Here is a 22,520-nt window from a genome sequence, read left to right on the forward strand (position 1 = left end):
TAGCTTATTACCAGCAAGCCCTCCTACTTAGGTAGGAGGGCTTTTTTATTTTTTAGCGCTGTTTTAGCATCAATGAATTGACGAGACGCACATAGTCATCAAGCCTAAAATTTGGCATTATAACGCCATTAAACTTCACAGACGTGCGAAGTACCAAAGGATTAAAAAGTTATGCATATTCATATATTAGGCATTTGCGGCACCTTTATGGGCGGTATTGCGGCCATTGCTAAATCGCTTGGTCATAAAGTGACAGGCTCAGATCAAAATGTTTACCCACCAATGAGTACCCAATTAGAAGAGTTAGGAATCGAGCTAACCCAAGGCTATGATGTATCTCAACTAGAACCGGCACCCGACATCGTCGTCATAGGCAATGCTATGAGCCGTGGTAACCCGTGTGTTGAATATGTACTCGATAAGAGCCTGCCTTATACTTCAGGACCTGAGTGGCTAAAACATAACTTATTACAAGACTCTTGGGTACTCGCTGTAGCAGGTACTCATGGAAAAACGACCACAGCAAGTATGCTTGCATGGATATTAGAATATGCGGGCTTAAAGCCAGGGTTTTTAATTGGTGGTATTGTGCAAAATTTTGGCCTGTCTGCTCGAATCGGTGAAACGCCATTTTTTGTAATAGAAGCCGATGAATACGACACTGCATTTTTTGATAAACGCAGTAAGTTTGTTCATTACCTGCCGCGTACACTGATTTTAAATAATTTAGAATTTGATCATGCTGATATTTTTGAAGATTTAAATGCGATTAAAAAACAATTTCACCATTTGATACGTACACTATCGCAAAGCGGGAAAGTATTGTGGCCAAAAGATGATGAGGCTCTGAGCGATGTTATAGCAAAAGGGCTGTGGAGCGAGAGCGAAACATTAGGCAATGATTGGGATTATCAGCTACTTAAAGCGGATGGTTCTCAATTTAATGTGTTATTAAACACTCAGCTGCAAGGTGTAGTTAACTGGCAGGCAATTGGTGAGCATAACGTTAAAAATGCCATGATGGCCATTGCAGCAGCGCGCCATGTAGGAATTGCTATTGAGCACAGTATTGCGGCTTTAGGCGAATTTATCAGCCCAAAAAGGCGTATGGAGCTTAAAGCGAATATAAATAACATTAAAGTGTATGATGATTTTGCCCATCATCCTACCGCGATACAAACAACGCTTGCGGGGCTGCGCGCCAAAGTGGGTAATGACAAAATTATTGCGATTTTAGAGCCGCGTTCTAACACCATGAAAATGGGAGTTCATCAATTTACATTGCTAGATTCATTACGCGATGCGGATGAGGTGCTACTGTTTGAACCAGAAAACTTAAGCTGGTCGCTCAAGGAGCAAGCAGAAAAAGCCGGTATGCAGTGTTTTGATTCTACAATCGCCATTATCGAAACAGTGCTTGAAAGTATTGAGCCAAATCAACATGTTTTAATTATGAGTAATGGTGGTTTTAATGGCCTTCATCAACAACTTGTTGATGGCTTGGCCAATAAATACAGCGGAGAATAATGTGCAATTTAAAGATAAAATCACCTTAGCATTTAGTGGTGCATCAGGCGCGCCTTACGGACTAAGGTTATTAGAGGTGTTGCTTGAGCAGCAGTTTCAAGTGTATGTGCTTATTTCAAGTGCCGCGCGGGTAGTTTTTGATACCGAATCAAATGTTAAACTATCAGCAAATGAAGACAAGGCCACAGAGCAATTAAGCCTGTTATATAACGCCAAGCCTGAGCAATTAAAGGTATTTGGCAAAGATAACTGGTTTAGTCCTGTGGCTTCGGGCTCAGCAGCACCGAAAAAAATGATAGTATGTCCATGTAGCGCAGGATCTGTGTCTGCGATTGCAGTCGGCGCATCAGATAATTTATTAGAGCGCGCCGCCGATGTGGTGATAAAGGAGCGAGGCCAGCTTATTTTAGTGCCACGCGAAACGCCATTTAGCGAAATTCATTTAGAAAACATGCTTAAATTATCGCGTTTAGGTGTAACAATTATGCCTGCAGCACCTGGGTTTTATCATCAACCACAAAGCATAGAAGACTTGGTTGACTTTATGGTGGCGCGAATTTTAGATCACTTAAATATTGAACATAACCTCACAAAGCGTTGGGGTTATGGTGAGGGTAAAAAATGAATAAGCAAAATATTGCTTTAAATATTGAAGGCCTTACCAAGGTTTACAAAAATGGGGTAGAGGCAGTTAAAGGGGTTGATTTACAAGTTCACGAAGGTGACTTTTTTGCATTACTGGGCCCGAATGGGGCGGGTAAATCAACCACTATTGGGGTAATTTCTTCACTGGTAAATAAGACCAAAGGCAAAGTTGAAGTATTTGGCCACAATATTGATACCGACCTAGAAGCGGCGAAAGCCAATTTAGGTTTAGTGCCGCAAGAGTTTAACTTTAGCCAGTTTGAAACCCTAAGCCAAATACTCGTTAATCAAGCAGGTTATTATGGTGTTCCTCGCGGCGAAGCACATAAACGTGCAGATAAATACTTAGCGCAGCTTGGATTAATCGAGAAAAAAGATAAGCAAGCGCGTACCTTGTCTGGTGGTATGAAACGCCGTTTAATGATTGCACGCGCCTTAATGCATGAGCCCAAATTACTTATTTTAGATGAGCCAACAGCGGGGGTTGATATAGAGCTTCGCCGATCAATGTGGGACTTTTTAAGGCAAATTAACGAACAAGGTGTGACCATTATTTTAACCACTCACTACCTTGAAGAAGCCGAATTACTGTGTAAAAACATCGCTATAATTGATACCGGTCGCATAGTTGAAAATACCACCATAAAAGCCTTGTTAGCTAAATTAGACAAAGAAACCTTTGTATTGGATTTAAAACAGCCTACCAATCCGGTGGCGCTTGAAGGGTATAATTTCACCATGACTGATGATCACACCATTGAAGTTGAGGTGGCTAAATCACAAGGGCTCAATGCTGTATTTAGCGCGTTAACCGAACAAGGTAATACTGTGCTAAGCATGCGTAATAAAGCGAATCGATTAGAAGAATTATTTGTAGGTTTATTAGAGCAAGGGCGGGGCGAATAAATGTTTAAATATGGCGTAGCCTTAAAAAGTATTTGGATTAAAGAGTGTATTCGCTTTTTGCGTATTTGGGTGCAAACCTTAGTGCCGCCAGCGATTACTATGAGTTTATATTTTGTTATTTTTGGGAATTTAATAGGCTCGCGTATTGGCGATATGGGCGGCTTTAGTTACATGGAGTTTATTGTTCCTGGCCTTATTATGATGTCAGTTATAACAAACTCTTACTCGAATGTGGCTTCGAGCTTTTACTCAACTAAGTTTCAAAAAAGTATTGAAGAGTTATTAGTTGCACCTGTGCCTAATTACATCATTGTACTGGGTTATATGGGCGGAGGTATGACCCGTGGCATTATGGTTGGTTTTATCGTAACGTGCGTTTCTTTATTTTTTGTAGATATACAAATACATAATATTTTTGTGATTATAGCCACTGTTATTCTCACCTCGGCGGTGTTTGCCTTAGGCGGGTTAATTAACGCTATTTATGCAAACAGCTTTGATGACATAAGTATTATCCCGACCTTTATTTTAACGCCGTTGACCTATTTAGGCGGGGTGTTTTATTCAATCACTTTACTGCCTGATTTTTGGCAAATGGTGTCGCAAATAAACCCAATTATTTATATGGTTAACGCATTTAGATATGGGTTTTTAGGTGTTTCGGATGTAGATTTATCGGTCGCAATGGGTGTGTTGTTGGTGTTTATCAGCGTCCTATTTACTTTAGCACTGACGCTAATTAAAAAAGGTGTGGGGCTAAGACACTAATGAGCGATGCAAATTCACGTAGTATTGTATCTAATCAAGCGGGACTTCATGAAAAGCTTGATGAAATAGTTAATAAACACTTACAGGCTGAGTTTAAAAAGCCAATTGCAACGCATACGCAAACCGCATTTGATGAAGTTAATGCTAAAGTGCAAGCCTTTAATGGGCCGCTTATTTTAGACTCCTGTTGTGGGGTCGGAGAGAGCACCGCTAATTTAGCAAAACGTCATCCTGAAGCGTTAGTCATAGGCATTGATAAGTCATCTCATCGACTTGATAAGCATGATGTTGAATATAAACAAAGTGAAAGTGGTCAATACATTTTAGTGCAAGCTGACTTAAATGACTTTTGGCGTTTAGCGGTGGCTGCTAATTGGCAGCCTACGCATCACTATTTACTTTACCCTAACCCTTGGCCTAAGTCTAAACACATACAGAGGCGCTGGCATGGGGCGGCTATATTCCCATTTATTGTAAAGTTAGGCGGTTTACTTGAGGTGCGCAGTAATTGGGATATTTATGTTAAAGAGTTTGCCAGAGCGCTTGAATTAGCGGGGCATCCATGTCAAACCGAATTGTTTGAGTCAGACGAAGCAATTACCCCTTTTGAACGTAAGTACTGGGCCAGTGGCCAGCAAAGCCACCGGCTTGTTATAAATCTTAAATAGCTAATTGCTGTTTAAAGTGAGTCACATGTGGCGTTGGTTTACCAAGGTAACTACCTTGCATCAGCGTCACATTTAGTTTATTAAGTAGTTCGGCAACCGTGTTATTTTCTACCGCTTCAACAACCAATTCAAGTTCAAGCTGCTGGGCTATATCAGCAATATAGGCAATAAATAGCGACGTATTTTCATCATTCACCAGCTGCTTGGTGATCGCACCATCGAGTTTAATGCCATCTACCTCAATCTTTAACGTATTGAGCGTATTAATAAACTCATTACCCCAACAATGCATCACTATTTTTGCCCCTTTACTTTTCACCATCGCAATAAATGATTTTATTTCATAGTAGTGTGTAATGACCTGCGACTCCAATATTGAAATAGTAATGTTTTCAGGGTTGGGGTAGCGATGAAGCTCATACGCTATGTGATCATAAATAGTGGGATCTGCAATATTTTCAGCGCACACAGTTAACCCCCAGCTGATTGCTGATTTGCGAAAGCGCGAAATGCATTGAGTAAATAAGGTACGTGTTAACACCCCATCCATACGCAGCCTATTTACTGCATTAGAAAAGGTATCAGGGGTTAAAATCTCCCCATGTGAGGTCACTATTCTTGGTGAGCAGTCATACCTAATAATGGCATTGGTATTGGTATCTATAACAGGTTGAAAATAAGGAACAACGCGATGGGCATCAAATGCTTCACAAATTTCTTTTGCTATTTCTACATTGTATAAATACAGAGATTTAGCGTCGTTAATCGCTTCTGAGTAGTTAACTATTGGTTGAACGCCTTGCCTTGATTGCAGCAAAGCAATGTGGGCATTCTTAAGCAGTAATGACTTATTCCCTCTTGCCACTCCAGCGTTGAGCGTAATATAAATAAATGGGTCTGTAATAAAAGGTGTATTTTTATTATGGGATTGAATAATGCTGTAAAGCTCATCAAAAGGTGTTTCTTTACTGGTTAAAATGGCCAGCTTGTTGGTCGCAATACGATAAATACGTGATTGCAGACGGTTTTGCTGCTTAAAGTGACTGAGTAGTTTTTTCATCACTTCATCGGCTGTTTTTGTGCCAAAAAAGCGACTGATATTATCAATTTCGTTAACCAAAATAATCGCGATTTGTAGATGATGCTCATTACTTTTTTTTAGCTGCTTTTCCAAGGCAATATGATTTTCAAACCCCGTAGCATGATCCCTCATTAGTGAGCGGCGTACCCCAAAACAATAAAGAATATAAACCAGTAACAATATGAATAGTACGCAACTAAAATGAAGCAGGGCTTGATTCAAACGTGTTATTAAAGCCGTATTGATTTTATCGACGCTAATATCAGCTGCAGTTAAATAGGTTCTGCCATTTTTTGCTATATGAGGAATATACACCGTTTTAGAAGGACCTCGATGCGCCGTTGACACTTCAAAAATAGGGGCCGTTGATAAAAATGCCGCCATATTAATTGGCGTCGCTTCAGGGTAAAGATCTAAATACTGGGTGACTTTACCGTTATTTTGATCATCTTGGGTGTAACTGGAGGCAGTAAAATAAATATTTTCATCAATTAATATCATTGAATATAAAGAATCTATATTTAAATCATTGGCTAAAGCAGAAAGTTGCTCGGCCTTATTTTGATAGCTTGAAAAGCTGATTTCTTGCGGTGTTTTGTCGTGATAATCACTACCTAAAATATACTTTACGCTGGTGGCGGCATTTATTAAGCGATTGTCAATGCTGCGCATTACATCACTTTGAATGGCAGAGTAAGTGTAGTAACCATAAATGATTAAGCTGACCAAAAAAAAGACGGTCCCAAGTGCCAACCGTGTTAATTTTAGATTTCCTTTGAGCATGTATTATCCTTATTTTTGTTGATTTTATTATACTTAAAAATTATAAATGCCCAATATTTTAATTACCCTTTGTACTAAATTTAAAAAATAGTGAAATGTTACCTATTTAGTATTGTCTTTTATGGCTTAAAACGAGACATTTTTGTCATATTGCAGTAAAGTTAGCGCAATTTTTTAGAAATGCCGTTACTTAAAAACAACTTATATTAGCGTGTTTTACAAACTAACAGGTGTTTTAGTCACACACTAGGTATGAAGATGGATCAAAAGCGTTGTGCCGTCGCCTCTAAAGAAAGCCTTAAACGGATATTCACCGTTCCAGAGGCGCCAGACTCAACTTTGAGCAAAATAGAGCTTGAAATTTCGAGTAATTTAGCAGGTTTCTTAAACGAAAATATCGCGGCAATTGAAAAACCATTACATGAAATAGAAAAAGATTTTCAATCGGCGGCAATCCCTGAAGAACCGACGTTTGTGTCTTGCTATGCTCAAGATATTATGGAGCAGCTGGTTGCTCATTCTGTTCATACCGCAGCGCCAAGCTTTATTGGCCATATGACATCGGCTCTGCCTCATTTTTTACTACCGTTATCGAAATTAATGGTTGGGTTAAATCAAAACCTAGTAAAAATTGAAACCTCGAAAGCGTTTACCCCATTAGAACGTCAAGTTTTAGGGATGATGCATCATTTAGCTTATGGCCAAAGTGATGGTTTTTATTCTAAATGGATGCACAGTGCAAAAACTTCGTTAGGGGCATTTTGCTCTGGCGGCACCGTGGCGAATATTACTGCACTTTGGATAGCCCGCAACCGCTTATTAAAAGCGGATGGCAATTTTAAAGGTATTGCTGCACAAGGTTTAGTTGCAGGAATGCTTCACTATGGTTACAAAGGACTGGCGGTTTTAATCTCTGAGCGAGGTCATTACTCGTTAGGCAAATCGGTAGATTTACTAGGTATTGGCCGTGAGAATTTAATTGGTATTAAAACATCGGCTGATAATAAAGTAGATGTAGATGCTATGCGAGAAAAAGCGCTAGAGCTTGAAGCGCAAGGCATTAAAGTGATGGCAATTGTTGGGGTCGCAGGAACCACAGAAACCGGTAATATTGACCCACTTGAAGACATGGCTAATTTAGCACAAGAAATTAATTGTCACTTTCATGTTGATGCGGCATGGGGGGGAGCCACCTTACTGTCTAATACCCATAGGCATCTTTTAAAAGGGATTGAGCATGCAGATTCAATCACCATTGATGCGCATAAGCAAATGTATGTGCCGATGGGGGCCGGTTTAGTCTTATTTAAAGACCCTGCTGCTACCGATGCCATAGAGCATCATGCTGAATATATTTTACGTAAAGGCTCTAAAGACTTAGGTAGCCATACGCTTGAGGGGAGTCGCCCTGGAATGGCGATGTTAGTGCATGCTTGCTTACGTGTTATTGGTCGTAAAGGCTATGAAATGCTTATCGATCGCAGTATTAAAAAAGCCCGTTACTTTGCTGATTTGATAAATGCAGATGAAGATTTTGAGTTAATATCAGAGCCAGAACTTTGCTTACTGACCTATCGCTATGTACCAAAACAAATTAAACACGCGATAGCCCAAGCTGATGCACAAACCCGTTTAGACATTTTTGCCGCGCTTAATCGTTTTACTGCAAGCATGCAAAAACGTCAGCGTGAATCAGGTCGATCGTTTGTATCGCGTACACGTTTAACGCCAGTTCAATATGATAACCAACCAACCGTGGTATTTAGAGTGGTACTTGCGAATCCGCTTACATCAGGTGCAATATTAAAAGAGATATTAGAAGAGCAGAAAGAACTAGCTCAAACCGACCCTGTATTTAAAAAGTATTTACGAAAATATATGTAACCATAAATGCTATAAAAAAGACGCGATTAAGCGTCTTTTTTGTTGCTGATTAAAAGCAACTCGCCTTTATAAGGTTGCTGATAATTTGTTGAGAAGGTTTGATTTTTTCCATTGCTAAAAACTCATCGGGCTGATGCGCTTGGTTAATAGAGCCTGGTCCCATTACGATGGTTTCACAACCGAGTTGCTGTATAAATGGCGCTTCGGTACAGTAGTTAACAGCCACTGCTTTTTGCCCTGCTATATTTTCGGCTAATTTGACTAACGCGCTATCTGTGCTTCCCGTAAATGCTGGAATTGGCTCATGCAAATCAATTACGCTCACAGAGTTAGGGTATTGCTGGTTTATATCGTAGGTTGCATCAAGTACCAGTGCTTGAAGCTCTTGCACGCTTAAACCGGGGAGAGGGCGCATATCAATGTGCATTTCACAGCAGCCACAAATTCGGTTGGCATTGTCACCCCCATGAATATTGCCTAAGTTGAGTGTTGGATAAGGAATTTCAAAGTGATTTATTGAATATTTATTCTTGAGTTGTTCTTTTAAGATCAGTAATTTTGTAATTACTTTATGCATTACTTCGATGGCGTTAAGCCCCCGTTCGGGATCAGAGCTATGTCCTGAGCGACCAACGACTCTGATTGCTGTACTCATATGACCTTTATGGGTAAATACGGGGGTCATATCTGTTGGCTCACCAATAATACAGCGGCTTGGCTTTAAATTTGGGTGCTTACAAATTTGCTGTGCGCCAGCCATAGTGGTTTCTTCATCGGCGGTCGCTAATATTAAAATAGGTTGAGTTTGTTGCTTTTCATCAAGCTCACTAATAGCTTGCAGTACAAAAGCAAAAAAGCCTTTCATATCAATACTGCCTAAACCATATAATTTGTTATCAAGTTCAGTTAATTTAAATGGGTTTTGATTCCAGCGGCTATCATCAAATGGCACTGTATCGGTGTGCCCCGCAAGCATTAACCCGCCATCGCCTTGTCCGCGTTTTGCTAATAAGTTGTAGCGGCCTTTACCACCTTCTAACTCTATTATTTCACAGGTAAAACCTAAGCTTTCACACCACTGAGCGAGTAGTTCAATAACGCTTTTATTGCTCATACACAAATGCTCTTCAATAGCGCTAATTGAGGGGGCAGCAATCAATTGCTGATACATCGAGATAAATGACGGCAGAGACATAAAAAAATCCAAAATAAGTATTCAATTTAATTGCATAACAATATAAAAGTATTTATGATGAATATCAATTCACTTTTTAAGCATAAATATATTTAAAGTTACGCCATGAAAATAATACGACGATAGTTATCACTCATTAATTTAATCAGTTTAGCTAGGTTTCAACCTAGTGTAAGTAAATAACATGGAATGTAGTCACTAATTTTAGATAAAGAGTAAATAATGAACGTAGTAATTATAGGTGCCAGCGGTTACAGCGGCGCAGAATTGGCTAGCTTAATTGCCAAACATCCAGCATTAACATTATCAGCATGTTATGTATCAGCGCAAAGCTTAGATAAACATAAACTGCTCAGTGAATTATACCCTGAGCACTTAGGGTTACTTGACTTACCTTTGCAACCACTTAATGAGAGTGCATTGAGTGATATAGCTCATTCAGCAGACTATGTGTGTTTATGCACTGACCATAAAGTAAGTGTTGATTTAGCCCCTCAGTTTTTAGCGATGGGCAAAAAGGTATTTGACCTCTCTGGTGGTTACCGTCTTGAAAGTAATGAAGATTACGTCACTTATTATGGTTTTGAACACCAGCATCCAGAGCTCCTCAAAGAAGCTGCATATGGCCTTGCAGAGTGGAATAGTGAGGCCATTGCAAAGGCGCAGTTAGTTGCTGTAGCTGGCTGCTACCCAACTGCCGCATTAAACGCATTAAAGCCTCTTCAGCAAGCTGGGTTACTTAGTGACGAGCGGATTATTATTAATGCTGTATCGGGAGTAACTGGGGCTGGTCGTAAAGCAAGTATTGGCACGCATTTTTGCGAGGTATCACTTGCACCCTATGGTTTGTTTAACCATCGTCATGGGCCTGAAATACAGCAGCATCTTGGTCATAACGTATTATTTACCCCTCATTTAGGTAATTTTCCTCGCGGTATTTTAGAAACCATTTATGTACAGCTAAAACCGGGTGTGACCAGTGAGCAAGTAACTAAAGCGTATCAAGTATTAGCGGATGAGCCGTTAATTCGATTGCTTGGTGGCAAAATCCCCTCGATTAAAGGGGTGGCCAAACAACCTTATGTAGATATTGCGTGGCAGCAGCAAGACTCACAATTAATAGTGATGGCAGCGATTGACAATTTACTAAAAGGGGCGGCTGGTCAGGCTCTGCAATGCATTAATTTGTCAATGGGCTTGCCTCACACTACAGGTCTAGTAGGAGCGTTTAAATGAGCAGTAAAACGTGGGTTATTAAACTCGGTGGCGCAGTACTCAATACTGAAAATGCCGCTAAAGCGCTTTTTGAGGTTCTTAATGAACAACATGATGCACAATTTGTCATTGTTCATGGCGGTGGCTCATTAGTTGACCATTGGCTAGCAGAAGCCGGTTTTGCCAGTGCTAAACACCAAGGTTTGCGAATCAGCCCTAAAGAACAGATGCCTTATATTGTAGGAGCATTAGCGGGAGCAGCAAACAAACAATTAATGGCGCAAGCAATGACTGCTGGGCACAAACCTGTTGGCTTGAGTTTATATGAAGCAGGAATAACAGCATCACAAAAATTAAAAGCGCTAGGGCAAGTAGGTCAATGCCATAGTAATAATGATTCTATTATTAATGAATTACTCAGTGGCGGGCGTTTACCTATAGTCAGCTCCATCGGTTTTGATGAGCAAGGGCTTTGGTACAACGTTAATGCCGATGAAGCAGCCGCCGCAATGGCAAATAATTTAAATGCAGAACTTATTTTTATGACGGACGTAGAGGCGGTACTTGATGCCAATAAGCAGCCTTTACATCAACTTGACACAAAACACATTGATACTTTAATTGCAGAGGGAGTAATTGTGGGTGGGATGGAGGTCAAAGTTAAGACCAGTCTTCACGCTGCCCAACATTTACGACGCGGTGTGTACATTTCCAGCTGGCAAAAGCCAGAAAACTTAACTGCTTTGCTGCAAGGCGAGCATGTCGGAACTAAAGTAACACCATAGGTTGAACATGTTTAAAGATTTTTTAACGGGTCTAGAATTAGACCAACAAGGCGCACTAAATTTATTAAAGTTAGCGCAAGATATTAAAGAAAGCCCGAGTAAATATAACCAAGTACTAGCTGGTAAGTCAGTGGTTACTCTGTTTGAAAAGCAAAGTTTACGTACTCGCCTTTCATTTGATATTGGTATAAACCGTTTAGGGGGCCATGCGGTTTACCTTGATCAACAAAACGGCGCGATGGGGGCACGTGAATCAATAAAAGATTTCGCTTTAAATATTTCGACTTGGGCCGATGGGATTGTTGCCCGCGTTAATCAGCACAGTACGTTAACGACACTCGGTGAGTATTCATCCGTTCCTGTGATTAATAGTTTGTGTGATTTATATCATCCATGCCAAGCATTAGCTGATTTTTTAACGCTACAAGAAGTACACGGTGATGTTAGCCAGTTAAAGCTTGCCTACCTAGGTGAGGGCAATAATGTAACGCACTCATTAATGCTATTAGCCGCTACTTTAGGAACAGATTTTGTCGCTGTAACACCAAAAGGCAGCTCACCTGATTCGCAAGTACTTAAACAAGCAGAGCAAATAGCAGCTATGAATGGCGCTTCTGTAATGGTAAGTGACAGGGTTGAGGCTGCAGTAGGCGCTAATGTTGTTTACGCCGATACCTGGGTATCTATGGGAGACACCACACCGCTTGAGCAAGTGAAAGAAAAATACATGCCTTATCAATTAAACCAGGCATTGTTAGAAAAAACCGGTGCAACTACGGTATTACATTGCCAACCGGCACACCGTGAGTTTGAAATTACTTCTGAGGTAATGGATGGCCCTGCATCAAAAATTATACAGCAAGCAGAAAACCGCATGCATGCGCAAAATGCGCTATTAGTTACATTGTTAAATCCAAATTTTGTTAAGGAACACCTATGAGTTCAATTAAAAAAGTCGTTTTAGCCTATTCAGGTGGTCTTGATACATCAGCTATCGTGCCATGGTTAAAAGAGAACTACGGCTGTGAAGTTATTGCCTTTGTTGCCGATGTTGGCCAAGGAGCTGAAGAACTTGAAGGCGTAGAAGCGAAAGCCATTGCATCGGGGGCATCTGAGTGTTATGTGGTTGATTTGAAAGATGAAATGGTAAGTGATTACATTTACCCAACACTTAAAACAGGCTCTATATACGAAGGAACCTACTTGCTAGGTACTTCTATGGCACGTCCAATCATCGCTAAAGCCCAAGTTGAAATTGCTCGTAAAGTGGGGGCAGATGCACTTTCTCATGGCTGTACGGGTAAAGGTAACGACCAAGTACGTTTTGAGTCATGTTTTGCCGCACTGGCTCCTGATTTAAAGGTGATAGCGCCATGGCGTGAGTGGGATTTATCAAGTCGTGAATCATTGCTTGATTACCTAGCCGAGCGTGATATTCCGTGTTCTGCATCAGCAACTAAAATTTACAGTCGTGATGCTAACGCATGGCATATCTCCCACGAAGGCGGCGAGCTTGAAGACCCTTGGTGTGAGCCAAGTGAGCAAGTATGGACCTGGACTAATTCACCAGAGCAAGCGCCCGATAAAGCTGAGCATGTCACTTTATCAGTTGTAGAAGGTGAAGTGGTTGCTGTGAACGGCGAACAATTAAAGCCTTACGACTGTTTAGTTAAACTAAACGACATAGCTGCCCCGCATGGTGTTGGTCGTGTTGATATTGTAGAAAACCGTTTAGTGGGCATGAAGTCACGCGGTTGTTACGAAACACCAGGCGGTACAGTGATCATGGCTGCGCTGCAAGCAATTGATGAGCTCGTTCTTGATAAAGCGAGCCGTAAATGGAAAGAGGTGCTCGGTGGTGAATTTTCGCATTTAGTCTACGACGGTCGTTGGTTTACGCCGCTTAAAGATTCTATTTTAGCCGGTGCAGAAGCGCTTTCTACGTTAGCGACAGGTGAAGTGGTACTTAAACTTTACAAAGGGCAAGTAACAGCGGTTCAGAAAAAATCACCTAACAGTTTATACAGCGAAGATTTTGCTACTTTTGGTGAAGACGATGTTTATGACCAATCGCACGCAGAAGGCTTTATTCGTTTATTCTCACTATCAAGCAGAATTTCAGCATTAGCTAAAAAGTAATTTTTTATGCCCCTTGGAATTAAGGGGCTATTATCGGGTTTGGAGAAATTTCATGGCATTATGGGGCGGACGTTTTTCTACGGGTCCAGATGAAGCGTTTAAACAGTTTAACGATTCACTTCCCTTCGATTATCAATTAGCAGAGCAAGATATTATTGGCTCTGTTGCATGGGCTGGCGCACTTGAACAAGTGAACGTGTTATCTAATGACGAACACCAAAAGCTGGTATCGGCATTATATGAATTACTTGAAGAGGTAAAAGCAGATCCACACGCTGTTGCCACCTCAGGTGCTGAGGATATTCACTCACATGTTGAAGCCGCGCTAATTGAAAAAGTGGGTGATTTAGCTAAAAAATTACACACAGGCCGAAGCCGTAACGACCAAGTTGCTACCGACTTTAGATTATGGTGTCGCGATACTGCCGATCATATCTTAAAAGCGATTGCACAACTAAAAGCTGAATTTATTCGCTTGGCTGAACGTGAGCTTGGCACAATATTACCAGGTTATACCCACTTACAACGTGCACAACCGGTGTTATTTAGCCATTGGTGTATGGCTTATGTAGAAATGCTTGAGCGTGATGAAAGCCGATTACAAGATGCCCAAGCAAGAATGAACTACTGCCCACTCGGCAGTGGCGCTCTTGCAGGCACTGCATACCCGATTGACCGTCACGCACTTGCACAAGGGTTAGGGTTTACAGGCGCGACTAAAAATAGTTTAGATGGCGTATCTGATCGTGACTTTGTGGTTGAACTATTAAGCTGTGCGTCTATCTCTATGATCCACTTATCGCGCATGTCTGAAGACCTGATTTTTTATAACTCGGGAGAAGCTGGCTTTATTGAACTGGCCGATAATGTTACATCGGGCTCATCTTTGATGCCACAGAAAAAAAACCCAGATGCATTAGAGCTAATTCGTGGTAAAACTGGCCGGGTGTTTGGTGCGTTTAGCGCAATGATGATGACCTTAAAAGCACTGCCTCTTGCTTATAATAAAGACATGCAAGAAGACAAAGAAGGCATTTTTGATGCCATGCCAACATGGCTTGCGTGTATTCATATGGCACAAGCGTGTATTAAAGGCATAAAAGTGAAAGCAGATAAAACCCTTGCAGCGGCAAAAGGTGGCCACGCTAATGCAACCGAACTTGCTGATTACTTAGTCGCTAAAGGTGTACCGTTTAGAGAAGGGCATCATATTGTTGGGGTGTTGGTGCAATTAGCTATTAGTGAAGGTAAAACGTTAGAGGAGCTTTCACTTGAGCAGTATAAATCAGTAAATCCAGTGTTTGAAGATGATGTGTATCCGGTACTTGAAATTGATGCCTGTATTAAAGCACGCCAAGCACTTGGTGGAACTTCATTAGAACAAGTAAGTAAAGCGGTGAAAGACGCGAAAAAAAAACAGCAAATAACAGTTCGTGATGCAAACCTAGATGACGTGGAAGCAATCGCTAAACTCGTACAACACTGGGCAACAGTCGGCGAAAACTTACCGCGCGCTAAAAGTGACATGGTGCACTCAATTAATGAGTTTGCCGTAACCGAGATAGACGGTCAGGTATCGGGTTGTGCTTCACTTTATATTTACGACACAGGATTAGCTGAAATACGTTCATTAGGTATTGATCCTAAAAGCGCAGTAACGGGGCAGGGACGAGAACTGGTTGAACACTTATTAGTGAAAGCCAAAAAATTGGCACTCAACCGTGTCATCGTTCTGACTCGTGTACCTGACTTTTTCGAAAATCAGCGGTTTAGTTTCTGTAATAAAGAGAGCCTACCTGAAAAAGTAATGAAAGATTGCGAGCTATGTTTACGCAAAGAAAACTGTGATGAAGTCGCAATGGAATATATGTTAAAGCCAAGTAATAGCATGGAGATCCCCTGTAAAAACGTGGCTTGAGCAATCCCTAGGATAAAAAACGCACGGTGACCCCGATGCGTTTTTTTTTGAGTAAAATAAAGTGATGTTTTAAATTAATATGCTATGAATTTAAAGTTGGCATATCGTTTGCCTTTATTATTCTGTAGCGTGTTGTTGAGTCAACTAATCAACGAAGGCAATACGTTACCGCAGTTATTTAGTAACTGCTCCAGGTGGTGTGATTTAAATTTACGCCAATAATAAAAATTTAATACTCATAAGGATTAATCACATGCAAATTTCAGCTAATAGCCAAGTACAAATGCAAGCATACAATAAAACGCAACAATTAAAGCCTGCAATGGAACAAACTGCTAGCCCTAAAACCCTACAATCTGATACAGTAAGTATCTCTCAAGAAGCGATGGCTGCGGCTAGCGGTACAGATCTTCAACGTGGTGGCGTAGTAATTCTTCCTCCTCTTAAGCCTAAGTAAAAAATAATGAAGGTATGAATGTTTTTAACTGAGTTTTTTGGTTTTTTTTCACTCTCCGCATTTTCTTCGTGGGGATTTTTGATGGCATTTTTTTTTAACGTTTTTGTTTATACAATTGACGTTAAAAGAAATACGACCTTATTACTCAGTTCATTCATAATGATGGCTTCCTATGCAACGTCGGACTATTTCTTTACATGGCTATCAATAGGTACATCGGTTTACCTCGATTGGACGATTTACGACTATGTAACTATCCTTTTCTTGATTTCAGTCTTTTTTATTCAGAAAAAAACCACACCTTCATTTATATACTTAATAACAGGCTTGATAATTAACTCTATATTGAGCATAGCAATGCACTATGATATTTATATCGAGGGAAATAGAGTCTCTTGGATTCTTTGGGATGTGTATACTTTTGGCGTGAACATTATCGATCTGATAATGATCGTAGTTTTAATTGTAGATAGAGACTTCCTTGGTCTTCATAAATTAAAAAACAAACTCTTCAAAGGCTCAAGTATTCAGCCTGAAAAAAACTTCTCATAAACATGTATATAAGCTATACCCTTGGTGAATATGTAAGCGCACTCATACAGTGGGGCTTTTTAATGGCTTTCCTGTATTGTTTTGTAAAAAGTATAAATATCCCACATAAATCCTCCCTATATTTAGCTGCAATAATGCTGTGCTCATATGTATTAAGTGATTATTTATACATAGTAAAACATGTTTATCTCAATTGGATAGTTTACGATTTTTTCACTATTACTTTTATTATTCTTGCGATTAAAAAAGCTTTCGTCACTCCCTCTTTACCTGCATATTTCATCATTGTAGGCTTAACCATAAATAGTGTATTAGTTGGTTTTATTTATTATGATTTATACATTTTAGGGAATACTCAAGAGTGGTGGTTTTGGAGTTTTTACTCTATTTCTATAAATTTAATTGACATATTAATGATAGCTTCTTTGGTAATGAACATAGATCCCGTAAATATAAATCGATATAGAAAGACCATTACACTAATAGATATAAGCGGTCTTTCAAATGGATGACTTCTTGCTCAGTCCATATGTATCTCTTTACCTCGGCGCATTTGTTCAGTGGGGCTTTTTAATGGCTTTTTTATACTCATTAGTCACGAGTATAAATAAACCCAAAAAAGAGGCTTTATGGCTGTCGCTAATAATGTCGGTTTCATACTCTTCAAGCCTGTTCATTGATATCCAAAATATTTCTTATATGAAATTATTACTTTTTGATTTAGTAACAATTTTGGTTATTTTGGTTGTAAGCAACTTCTTAACTAAAAATGTTATATCTACTTATCTATTATTAGGGTTAAGCATAAACTCACTGTTATTTTTTGGCATGCATCTAGATGTACTTGTTTTTAGTAACAGCTCACCATGGTGGTTCTGGTCATTTTATTCTTTGGGAATTAATCTGATGGATTTCATGATGATAGCTATCTTCTTTATCAATAAAGATTTTTTGGGTTTAGTGAGGCTTAAGAACGTTCTGTTTCCAGCAAGAGTGAAGCTACCTAGCGCGATGAAATGATACGCTAGGTGTTACCTTTATCCCAAGCCTTGATTGCAGGGCTTTCATTACTATGGTGTCAACAAACTCACTCACATCCCCGTTATGGCGTGCTACTTCTTTTACTAGTGTAGATGATATAAAAGTATTGCGCTCGGCGGGCGTTAAAAATACGCTTTCTAAATCAGGGTTTAAACGACGGTTCATATTCGCAAGCTGAAATTCATAATCAAAATCAGAAACCGCTCTTATACCTCTAATCAATACATTTGCGTTATGGTCACGAGCCAGATCTGCTAGTAGCCCCGAAAAGCCAATGACTTTTACATTATCTAAATGGCTTAAAATTTCATTTGCTAAATCAACGCGTTCTTCTAAAGTAAAACACGGTTTTTTACTTGGGTTATGAGCAATAGCCACAATAACGGTATCAAACATCTTAGCCGCACGCTGAATTAAATCAGTGTGGCCGTTGGTAAGAGGGTCAAATGTGCCTGGGTAGATTGCGGTCACTTTCATAATATTTACTGTGTTATTATTTTTAGCCGTAGTGTAGCAGTGTTTAGTGTGTAAAGCAGCCTTGTAAGTAAATTGTATATAACTGCGGCTGCGCAGTGTTACAAATGCAATGATTTGTTTATACTAGGCGGATTATTTTAATGCAGCATCGTATTTTCGAAAATTGAGTAATGAGTATATGAATACCAAGGATAAAATAATTCAAACCAGTATTTCATTGTTTAATGAACATGGTGAAAGAGCAATATCTACTAATCATATCGCATCGAGTTTGGGCATGAGTCCGGGTAATCTGTACTACCACTTTAAAAATAAAGAAGACATTATTCGTCATATATTTGCACTTTATCGTGATCATTTAAGCACCCATTTTAAGCCAGTCGATCAAGGCGACGATGCTTTTGAACGCCTAGGTCCTTATTTAGATTCGTTATTTGAATTAATGTGGCGCTATCATTTTTTTTACGACAACCTTGGTGATATTCTTGCTCGCGATAGCCATTTAAAACAGGGTTACATTGATTTTCAGCAGGAATTACTTGAGCAGGTACGTAACATCATTTTGGCCTTGCGGGATAGTGAAATTATTGCCATTGATGAACAAGATGCCATTGAACTTGCTCATACGCTAAAATTAACGGTTAGCTTTTGGACACCCTATATGAAAGCAAGAAGACTAAGTGGTGTGCTGGTTGAGCAAGATATTTACCCTGGCATTGTAAAAGTACTGACTTTATTTAAGGCTTACAGTACAGAAAAAAGCGCAAATAAAATTAATCAGTTAAGAGACAAGTACGCACTTTTAGCAAATGCTGCCCCCCAGAATCCTTAGCCCCATCGGGTTGGTTAGTTCCTAGGCGTTAAATTTTTTGCTATAATCCGCCGCGCCCAATGCCTGGGTGCGCGAATTCCCGCAGTCTAAGAGTTGAACTATGCTTAAATTTATCGTCAAACTTCACCCTGAAATAGCCATCAAAAGCCGTTCAGTCCGTAAACGCTTTACCAAAGTGTTAGAAAATAACATTAAAATTGTATTGCGTCGTGTTGACGAAAAAGTACAAGTGCGTAATAACTGGGATAACATTTCAGTTGTTACAAAACTTGACGATGCTCAAACTCGTATTGATTTTATTGATAGCTTGCAGCGTATTCCCGGCATCGTACAGTTTATTGAAGTGACCGAAACAGACTTTAAAACCCTTGATGACATTTATCAAAAAACCATTGCGTTAGTTGGTCACACTATTATTGGTAAAACCTTTTGTGTGCGTGCTAAGCGCATAGGTCAACATGATTTTACTTCAACTGAACTAGAGCGTTACGTCGGTGGTGGGCTTAATCAACATGTTGAAGGGGCTCGAGTAAAGCTAAGTCGCCCAGAAGTGACTATTCGTTTAGAAATTAAAGACGAAAAAGCCTACATAGTAACGCAAACCCATTTAGGGATGGCGGGCTTCCCACTGCCAACACAAGACGATGTATTATCGCTTATGTCTGGTGGTTTTGATTCTGGCGTTGCTAGTTATCAAATGATCCGTAAAGGGGCTCGCACGCACTTTTTATTCTTTAACTTAGGTGGCGCTGCTCATGAAATTGGGGTTAAACAAGCGAGTTACTATCTATGGAAACAATATAGCTCTACGCATAAAGTTAAGTTTATTACTGTTGATTTTGAGCCAGTGGTTGCTGAAATCTTAGAAAATGTTGAGAACAGCCAAATGGGCGTTGTCCTTAAACGTATGATGATGCGAGCGGGTAGTGCCGTAGCTGAAAAACTAAATATTCAAGCATTGGTTACGGGTGAAAGTATAGGTCAGGTGTCTAGTCAAACCTTAGCTAACTTAAGTGTGATTGACCGCGTAACCGAAACGCTCATTTTACGCCCACTTATCCAGCATGATAAGCAAGAAATCATCAATATAGCGCGCCAAATAGGCACTGCAGAAATGGCAGAGACGATGCCCGAATACTGCGGTGTGATCTCTAAAAAGCCGACAGTTAAAGCCAAAATAGAAGTAATTAAAGCGGAAGAAGAAAAGTTTGACTTTGATGTGTTAGATACCGTTATTGATAACGCCCGTGTTATGGATGTGCGCGATATTGATGTTGAGGCTAAGCAAGAGCTTAAAGAGGCAGAATCAGTTACAGAGTTACCAGAGGGAGCGGTTGTTGTTGATATTCGCTCGCCTGAAGAAGAAGATGCGGCGCCGCTGGAAATTGAAGGTATTGAAGTTATCCACTTACCGTTTTTCCGCTTAGCAACAAAGTTTGGCGATTTACCTAAAGGTAAAGATTATTACTTATATTGCCAAAAAGGAGTAATGAGCCAATTACAAGCGCTTATTCTTCACGAAGAAGGCTTTACCACTGTTAGAGTATATCGTCCTTAATGGCTTAATATATTAGATGCGCGGATTTAGTCCGCGCTTTTTTTTGCCAAAATTTTAGCAAGTAAGGCGTCATTATAAGGTGTTGCAATATGGTGCAGTTTTCCTTGCTCACTTATATAGCCACAAATCGCCATGATCTCAGTTTGCCTATTATGTATAACGTCTTGATGCATAGATGAGTAATTTTCGGCAGTTAAACTCATTACCTTGTAGGCGCGCTCTAGGGCATCAATAAGCTTAATATTAAGTTTAAGCGCGGTTGCAATATGGCAAGCCTCAGTTAATAAATTAATAATTTCGCTATTGTACTGCGGCGCACGCAACTGACCATTTTTTATATTGTGGTGAGCGGTTAATGGATTTATTGCAATATTAACCAGTAGCTTTTCAAACCGTAGTTGTTCAATATTGTTACTGACAATTAATTGCGGAATAGTGTGTAATTGCGCACTAAGCTGTTGAATATTTTGAATAGCTAGTTGATTACAGCCCCCTAATACACTTTGCCCGTTTCCGGTATGTTGCACAATATTAGGGTTTGACTTAAATCCAGCCATGCTGGTGGTTAAAAAGTACAACGACTGCTGCTTTGTTAGCTGTTCATTTAATTGCTCAACATTACCCATGCCATTATGACTCAGTATAATATGGGTATTATTGCCAAGATAAGGTTTTACTTGAGCATAGGCTTGTTGCACTGCAAACGCTTTTACCGTGAATAAAACAATATCAAATTCAGGAGTTTGAGATAACTGCTCTTGTGAGATAAAAGTGGCGTTAATTTTTTCAGACGCAGCGTTACTGTGGCTGTAAAAGCGAGTATTAACTGTCCCTTTTCGAGTAAGTATATATATAGCGTGATGCTTGGCTAAAAAATGGCTAAATAACAAGCCAATAGCGCCATCACCTACAACAAGTATGTTAGCCATAATGCTTCTTTTTACGCAGTGTTAACAGGGCTTTAGCTAAAAAGTAGCTCGCTGCACCAATAAAATCGGCAACAAAATCGGCCAGTGATGCTTGTCTGTAAGGAAGGCTATCTTGCATAATTTCTATTGCTGCACCGTAACCAGCGAGTAATAGTATTTGTGCATATAATGGGAGTTTAAACGCTTTATCCATAATAATGGCAAGTAAAAAGAAAATACCAAAATGCGCCACTTTATCTACATGCGGAAATAAGTTTGCCGCGCCCTTTACCTCTTTAGCAAATAAGAAGGTAAACGCAACAATACTAATTAAAAAAATTGCTTGGTAAACACGCCTTGTCACGAAAATTCCTAAAATCGTATAAAAAAGAAGCCTCAGTATATCAAACTAATTTAGTATCGCACCTGAACAAAATGCAGAAAAATGTAAAGATTTATCATTTTAACGTTATAATTGCGGCATAAAATTAAGATTAGATAGTTAGGAGAACGCTATGCCTTCATTTGATATTGTATCTGAAGTAGAAATGAACGAAGCAAAAAATGCGGTTGATAACGCCAACCGTGAACTAGAAACGCGATTTGATTTTAGAGGCGTTGATGCCTCAATAGAACTAAATGATAAAACAATTAAATTAAAAGCTGAAGCAGATGCTCAGGTAATGCAGTTATTTGATATTTTAGCGAGTAAAATCTCTAAGCGTGGGATGGATGTTGCAAGCTTAGAGCTACAAGATATTTCTCGTGCGGGCAAAAATGTTTTTCGTAACGTTGCACTTAAACAGGGTATCGAAAAAGACATGGCTAAAAAAGTAGTAAAAGCCATTAAAGATTCTAAAGTAAAAGTACAAGCGGCCATTCAAGGTGAAGAAGTTCGCGTAACAGGTAAAAAGCGTGATGACTTACAAGCGGCTATGCAAGTTGTACGCACTGCTGATTTAGGTCAACCATTTCAGTTTAAAAACTTCCGCGATTAATTTATTGCCTCGAGCATGGCAGTATAGGTGCTAAGCTCAAAGGAATGCGTATAAAGCCAAACAAATTATATTGTTTGGCTTTTTTATTTTTAAATCTATGATAATTACCGAACACCGAACACCGAACACCGAACACCGAACACCGAACACCGAACACCGAACACCGAACACCGAACACCGAAC

General features: G+C 39.8%; 21 protein-coding genes. 16 read left to right on the forward strand and 5 right to left on the reverse strand.

Annotated elements, in window-relative coordinates; genetic code table 11:
- Window positions 1-171 precede the first annotated feature (171 nt).
- Genes mpl through MTN97_RS00200 form a run of 5 tightly spaced genes read left to right on the forward strand, consistent with a single transcriptional unit; the run spans window position 172 to window position 4,514 of the window.
- Window positions 172-1,527, forward strand: coding sequence for a UDP-N-acetylmuramate:L-alanyl-gamma-D-glutamyl-meso-diaminopimelate ligase (mpl, locus tag MTN97_RS00180; protein WP_248473274.1), 1,356 nt, complete (start codon window positions 172-174; stop codon window positions 1,525-1,527).
- 1 nt (window position 1,528) lies between these two features.
- Window positions 1,529-2,152 carry a flavin prenyltransferase UbiX gene (locus MTN97_RS00185; protein ID WP_036979775.1) on the forward strand — a complete coding sequence of 208 codons (624 nt, stop codon included), beginning with the start codon at window positions 1,529-1,531 and terminating at the stop codon, window positions 2,150-2,152.
- Window positions 2,149-3,078, forward strand: coding sequence for an ABC transporter ATP-binding protein (locus MTN97_RS00190; RefSeq protein WP_069438536.1), 930 nt, complete (start codon window positions 2,149-2,151; stop codon window positions 3,076-3,078). Before MTN97_RS00185 ends, MTN97_RS00190 begins: the two co-directional genes overlap by 4 nt.
- Window positions 3,079-3,846 (forward strand): ABC transporter permease, encoded by a 768-nt coding sequence (locus tag MTN97_RS00195; RefSeq protein WP_008466038.1) that lies wholly within the window; start codon window positions 3,079-3,081, stop codon window positions 3,844-3,846. It begins immediately after the preceding gene.
- Window positions 3,846-4,514 (forward strand): tRNA (guanosine(46)-N(7))-methyltransferase TrmB, encoded by a 669-nt coding sequence (locus MTN97_RS00200; RefSeq protein WP_214552940.1) that lies wholly within the window; start codon window positions 3,846-3,848, stop codon window positions 4,512-4,514. Before MTN97_RS00195 ends, MTN97_RS00200 begins: the two co-directional genes overlap by 1 nt.
- Here the strand turns inward: MTN97_RS00200 and MTN97_RS00205 are convergent.
- On the reverse strand, window positions 4,507-6,378 hold the full coding sequence (locus MTN97_RS00205; protein ID WP_248473276.1) for a GGDEF domain-containing protein: 1,872 nt from the start codon (window positions 6,376-6,378) through the stop codon (window positions 4,507-4,509). The two genes, MTN97_RS00200 and MTN97_RS00205, sit on opposite strands and share 8 nt — an antisense overlap.
- Before the next feature lie 258 nt (window positions 6,379-6,636).
- Between MTN97_RS00205 and panP the strand changes: the two genes are divergently transcribed.
- Entirely contained in the window at window positions 6,637-8,262 is a 1,626-nt protein-coding gene (gene panP, locus MTN97_RS00210) for a pyridoxal-dependent aspartate 1-decarboxylase PanP (protein WP_036979765.1), read from the forward strand.
- A 49-nt stretch (window positions 8,263-8,311) separates the two neighbouring features.
- Here the strand turns inward: panP and argE are convergent, their stop codons facing one another.
- Window positions 8,312-9,457 (reverse strand): acetylornithine deacetylase, encoded by a 1,146-nt coding sequence (gene argE, locus MTN97_RS00215; RefSeq protein WP_036979763.1) that lies wholly within the window; start codon window positions 9,455-9,457, stop codon window positions 8,312-8,314.
- Window positions 9,458-9,679: 222 nt separating this feature from the next.
- On the opposite strand from argE, the gene argC reads away from it, so the two are divergent.
- The 7 genes from argC (at window position 9,680) to MTN97_RS00255 (ending at window position 17,543) form a co-directional block, all read left to right on the forward strand.
- A complete protein-coding gene (argC, locus tag MTN97_RS00220; RefSeq protein ID WP_069438539.1) occupies window positions 9,680-10,693 on the forward strand; it encodes an N-acetyl-gamma-glutamyl-phosphate reductase in 1,014 nt (337 codons plus the stop codon).
- Window positions 10,690-11,457: an acetylglutamate kinase gene (gene argB, locus MTN97_RS00225; protein WP_248473278.1), complete on the forward strand. Its 768-nt coding sequence runs from the start codon at window positions 10,690-10,692 to the stop codon at window positions 11,455-11,457. The genes argC and argB overlap by 4 nt, the downstream gene beginning before the upstream one ends.
- Before the next feature lie 7 nt (window positions 11,458-11,464).
- Window positions 11,465-12,397 carry an ornithine carbamoyltransferase gene (locus tag MTN97_RS00230; protein WP_069438540.1) on the forward strand — a complete coding sequence of 311 codons (933 nt, stop codon included), beginning with the start codon at window positions 11,465-11,467 and terminating at the stop codon, window positions 12,395-12,397.
- Entirely contained in the window at window positions 12,394-13,596 is a 1,203-nt protein-coding gene (locus tag MTN97_RS00235) for an argininosuccinate synthase (protein WP_036979753.1), read from the forward strand. Before MTN97_RS00230 ends, MTN97_RS00235 begins: the two co-directional genes overlap by 4 nt.
- 52 nt (window positions 13,597-13,648) lie before the next feature.
- A complete protein-coding gene (gene argH, locus MTN97_RS00240; RefSeq protein ID WP_069438541.1) occupies window positions 13,649-15,514 on the forward strand; it encodes an argininosuccinate lyase in 1,866 nt (621 codons plus the stop codon).
- A gap of 253 nt (window positions 15,515-15,767) precedes the next feature.
- The gene (locus tag MTN97_RS00245) at window positions 15,768-15,971 is read left to right on the forward strand and encodes a hypothetical protein (RefSeq protein ID WP_036979747.1); all 204 of its coding nucleotides are present in this window, start codon (window positions 15,768-15,770) and stop codon (window positions 15,969-15,971) included.
- Between the two features lie 1,056 nt (window positions 15,972-17,027).
- A complete protein-coding gene (locus MTN97_RS00255) occupies window positions 17,028-17,543 on the forward strand; it encodes a hypothetical protein (RefSeq protein ID WP_036979740.1) in 516 nt (171 codons plus the stop codon).
- Here the strand turns inward: MTN97_RS00255 and coaD are convergent.
- Complete coding sequence (gene coaD / locus MTN97_RS00260) at window positions 17,523-18,041, reverse strand: pantetheine-phosphate adenylyltransferase (protein WP_248473281.1); 519 nt, start codon at window positions 18,039-18,041, stop codon at window positions 17,523-17,525. The two genes, MTN97_RS00255 and coaD, sit on opposite strands and share 21 nt — an antisense overlap.
- Window positions 18,042-18,219: 178 nt before the next feature.
- On the opposite strand from coaD, the gene MTN97_RS00265 reads away from it, so the two are divergent.
- A complete protein-coding gene (locus MTN97_RS00265; RefSeq protein ID WP_036979735.1) occupies window positions 18,220-18,873 on the forward strand; it encodes a TetR/AcrR family transcriptional regulator in 654 nt (217 codons plus the stop codon).
- A 100-nt stretch (window positions 18,874-18,973) separates the two neighbouring features.
- A complete protein-coding gene (thiI, locus tag MTN97_RS00270) occupies window positions 18,974-20,431 on the forward strand; it encodes a tRNA uracil 4-sulfurtransferase ThiI (protein ID WP_036979733.1) in 1,458 nt (485 codons plus the stop codon).
- A gap of 26 nt (window positions 20,432-20,457) precedes the next feature.
- Here thiI and MTN97_RS00275 read toward each other — a convergent pair whose 3' ends face one another.
- Together MTN97_RS00275 and MTN97_RS00280 are read right to left on the reverse strand one after the other, a co-directional pair.
- Window positions 20,458-21,360, reverse strand: coding sequence for a ketopantoate reductase family protein (locus MTN97_RS00275; protein WP_248473283.1), 903 nt, complete (start codon window positions 21,358-21,360; stop codon window positions 20,458-20,460).
- Complete coding sequence (locus MTN97_RS00280; protein WP_008466003.1) at window positions 21,353-21,703, reverse strand: VanZ family protein; 351 nt, start codon at window positions 21,701-21,703, stop codon at window positions 21,353-21,355. The genes MTN97_RS00275 and MTN97_RS00280 overlap by 8 nt, the downstream gene beginning before the upstream one ends.
- Before the next feature lie 151 nt (window positions 21,704-21,854).
- Between MTN97_RS00280 and MTN97_RS00285 the strand changes: the two genes are divergently transcribed.
- Window positions 21,855-22,337: a YajQ family cyclic di-GMP-binding protein gene (locus MTN97_RS00285; protein WP_013464315.1), complete on the forward strand. Its 483-nt coding sequence runs from the start codon at window positions 21,855-21,857 to the stop codon at window positions 22,335-22,337.
- Window positions 22,338-22,520: the final 183 nt, after the last annotated feature.

It is taken from the genome of Pseudoalteromonas sp. 2CM36K, from assembly GCF_023161865.1.
GTDB classification, from domain to species: Bacteria; Pseudomonadota; Gammaproteobacteria; order Enterobacterales; family Alteromonadaceae; genus Pseudoalteromonas; species Pseudoalteromonas tetraodonis.